Consider the following 3,778-nt stretch of genomic DNA (forward strand, 5'->3'; position numbering starts at 1 on the left):
TTCTTGTTCAGCCATATGCCGTAGCCGCCGCCCGCCAGCACCAGAAGCGCGATGAGAGCGGCGATCAAGCCGCCATAGCCGCGCTTGCGCTCCTGCGGCTGTGGCCGCAGGCGCTGGAAAGTGTCGGCCGGCTGCTCATCGCTGGCAAAGACATCGCCGCCATCATCGGCATCGTCCATGCCGGCCACGCCCACATCGTCTTCACGCGGCGACGGCATCGGCGGCGCCGCCTTCTGCCAGGCAGGCTCCGCCTTCGGCGCGGCCTGCCAGCTTGGCTCGGTCCTTGCCGTGTTCTGCCAGGCTGGCTCGGCCTTCGCAGGGTCCTGCGGCGCGGGCTCCGCCTTCGGCGCGCTTTGCCAGCTCGGTTCCGTCCTGGCGGGCGGGGCCGCCGGCTTGAACGGTTCGGATTTGAACGGATCCGGCTTCGCAGGCACAGGCGCCGCCGGCTGGCGGGAGTGGTTCGGCTGGTTCTTGTTACGGTCGATGGAGGAGAAGATATGCTCCAGCTCCGCCAGCGGATCCTCGGCCGGAACGCGTTTGACATAGTCGCGCTCGACGCTGGAGATGGCGTCTTCCAGCGAGCGCTTCTGCTTGCTGACGACATCGGGCGCCAGCGGCGGGGAATATTCGGCGAGCTTCTTCGCCAGCACCGCGCGGGCACCGTCGTATATCTGCTTGCGCACCTCGAACGAAGGATCCCCCTTCTTGTCGAGCTGCTTCTTCAGAACACTAACGAAATCTGCCATGCGTCAGGTGACCTGCATTTTTTTCCCGCCGGCCGCAAATCAGCCATAGCGCCGGGAAGGGCTGCGAAACTAGTCTTGAAACGGGTCGGTCACAAGTATTGTGTCGTCCCGCTCGGGGCTGGTGGAGAGCAGCGCCACCGGGGCGCCGATCAGCTCCTCGATATAGCGGACATATTTGACGGCTTGCGCCGGCAAATCGTTCCAGCTTCTGGCGCCGGCCGTGGTTCCCTTCCAGCCCTCGAGCGTCTCGTAGATGGGCTCGACCCGCGCTTGCGCGCCCTGGCTGGCCGGCAGGTAATCGATCGTCTCGCCGTCGAGCCGGTAGCCGGTGCAGACCTTGATCTCGTCCAGTCCGTCGAGCACGTCGAGCTTGGTGAGCGCGATGCCCTTGATGCCGTTGACGGCGACGGACTGGCGCACCAGCACGGCATCGAACCAGCCGCAGCGCCGCTTGCGTCCGGTGACGACGCCGAATTCGTGGCCGTGGGTGCCGAGGAACTCGCCGATCTCGTTCTTCTGCTCGGTCGGGAACGGTCCCTCGCCGACGCGCGTCGTGTAGGCCTTGGTGATGCCGAGAACGTAGCCGATGACGCCGGGCCCGACGCCAGAACCGGCTGCCGCTTGGCCCGCCACCGTGTTGGACGAGGTGACGAAGGGATAGGTGCCGTGGTCGATGTCGAGCAGCGTGCCTTGCGCGCCCTCGAACAGGATGCGCTCGCCGGCGCGGCGCTTGTCGTCGAGCACTTTCCAGACGCGGTCCATATAAGGCAGGATCTCGGCGGCCACCGAAGTCACCTCCTGCATGATCGCCTCATGCGTCACTTCCGGATGGCCGAGCCCGCGGCGCAGCGCGTTGTGATGCGTCAGCAGCCTGTCGACCTTCAAGGGGAGCGTTTCCAAATCCGCCAAATCCATCACCCGCACCGCGCGGCGGCCAACCTTGTCCTCGTAGGCGGGGCCGATGCCGCGGCGGGTCGTGCCAATCTTGGTTCCGGAATTCGAAGCGGCGTCTTCGCGGAATCCGTCCAGCTCCCGGTGCAGCGACAGGATAAGCGCGGTGTTTTCGGCTATTTTCAGGCGCTCCGGCGTGACCTCCACGCCCTGTTCCTTGAGCTTCTTGGCTTCGGCGACGAAGGCATGCGGATCGAACACCACGCCATTGCCGATGATCGAAAGCTTGCCCTGCCTGACCACGCCCGAGGGCAGCAGCGACAGCTTGTAGACCTTGCCGTCGACGACCAGCGTATGGCCGGCATTGTGGCCTCCCTGGAAGCGCACGACCACATCGGCCCGTTCCGACAGCCAGTCGACGATCTTGCCCTTGCCTTCGTCGCCCCACTGCGAGCCGACGACCACCACATTGGCCATGTTCTTTTCCCTTGAAATGCCGCGCGGGCGGCCTGAAACGACAGGCCTCTATAGCGTCAAGCGCCGGCCGGCGCGACCCCTTCTTTGCCGCCGAAACCATCCTTTGGCACGTCATCCCTGAACCGAAGGTCGGCGAACGCAAAGGCGACTACCGGCTTTCGGAGGATATTATGCTTCGGCCAGGAGTAGGATCAAAAAGGCGCCGCCGGCGAACGTCAACCCGGTTCAGGCATAACAAAATCCGGCTTTCGCATCATTTACTTGCCGCCGCTGCCGCACTACCCCGGCCTTGACCCTTGAACGCATTGCGCCGCGCCGGATTTGCCGATGCACCGAGCCGCCTATCTTCTGCTTCTGTCGACCATGCTGCTATGGGGCGGCAACTCGGTGGCGGGCAAGCTTGCCGTCGGCCATGTCTCCCCGATGACGCTGGTGTTCCTGCGCTGGGTGATGGCGGTGCTGATCCTGCTGCCCTTCGGCTGGCGGCCGCTGCGCGAAGACTGGCCGAAGCTGCGCAGGCACTGGCGGCTGGTCGCGGCTCTCGGCACCTGCGGCTTTACATTCTTCAACGTCATTTTCTACACCGCGCTCAACTACACGACCGCCATCAATGTCTCGATCGAGCAGGCCGCGATCCCGATCGTCATCATCCTCGCCAATTTCATCTTCTTCCGAATGCGCGTTCAGGCTTTGCAGATCGTCGGCGTCGCGCTCACCATCGTCGGTGTCGCGCTGACCGCAAGCCATGGCGACCTTCCTCAGCTGCTGAAGCTCGACCTCAATTTCGGCGACGCCATCATGCTCGTCGCGGTGCTTTGCTACAGCCTCTATTCGGTCGGGCTGCGCCTGAAACCCGCCATTCGCTGGCAAAGCCTGATGCTCGCCTTGTCGATCTCCGCGCTTCTGACCTCGGTGCCTTTCTTCATCTGGGAGATCGTGGCCGGCCGCGTCATCGTGCCGGACGCACATGGATGGGCGCTGACGCTCTACACGGCGCTCGGCGCCTCCGTCATCGCGCAGATCTTCTACATCAAGGGCAACGAGCTGATCGGCGCCAACCGCGCCGGACTGTTCATCAACCTGGTGCCAATCTTCGGCACGCTGCTTTCGGTGCTGATCGTCGGCGAGCAGTTTCAGCCCTATCAGGCTTTCGCGCTGGCGCTTGTCCTCGGGGGCATTGCCCTTGCCGAATACAGCGGCAGCAGAACAGTGCTGCAGACAGGATGATATCTCCCGCATAATGTGCCAAGCAGTCGTCAGCAACTTCTATCCCATTAAGGATATTGATGTTTTCGATATACCAAAGCCTGTGGCGGCATTGACTCTCTCAACTTTCGACGAACAGATGCCACAGCCGGGTTGTTTTCATCGACCAGAGAGGGAACCATGAATTTCCGGATGTTTTTGGCGCTGATCGGCGCCCTTGTCGGCCTCGCGGCCTTTCCCGCACCGGCGTCGGCGGCCACGGTCGCCCACACCACGACATCGCTGAATGTGCGCAGCGGCCCGGGCGCGCACTATGCGAAGATCGCAACCTTGCCGGCGGGCCAGAGGGTTACGCTGAACCTTTGCCAGGGCAGCTGGTGCTCGATTAATGCGGCCGGGATTCACGGCTGGGCGAGCGCGAATTACCTCGAGCGTTCCCACGTCGTTCGACCCGTGAT

The 3,778-nt window shown here is 63.5% G+C and carries 3 protein-coding genes and 1 pseudogene; 2 read left to right on the top strand and 2 right to left on the bottom strand.

What is annotated here, in order from left to right; genetic code table 11:
• Positions 1-746, bottom strand: a pseudogene (locus EOD07_RS26260) (hypothetical protein); the annotation flags it as partial.
• Between the two features lie 69 nt (positions 747-815).
• Positions 816-2,114, bottom strand: a complete 1,299-nt coding sequence (locus tag EOD07_RS26265) for an adenylosuccinate synthase (protein ID WP_127237486.1) — start codon at positions 2,112-2,114, stop codon at positions 816-818.
• Between the two features lie 327 nt (positions 2,115-2,441).
• Here EOD07_RS26265 and EOD07_RS26270 point away from each other — a divergent pair, with 327 nt between their 5' ends.
• Positions 2,442-3,341 (top strand): DMT family transporter, encoded by a 900-nt coding sequence (locus EOD07_RS26270; protein ID WP_040991721.1) that lies wholly within the window; start codon positions 2,442-2,444, stop codon positions 3,339-3,341.
• Positions 3,342-3,500: 159 nt separating this feature from the next.
• A partial coding sequence (locus tag EOD07_RS26275) for an SH3 domain-containing protein (protein WP_127237487.1) occupies positions 3,501-3,778 on the top strand: 278 nt, incomplete at its 3' end.

The organism is Mesorhizobium sp. M2C.T.Ca.TU.002.02.1.1, assembly GCF_003997225.1.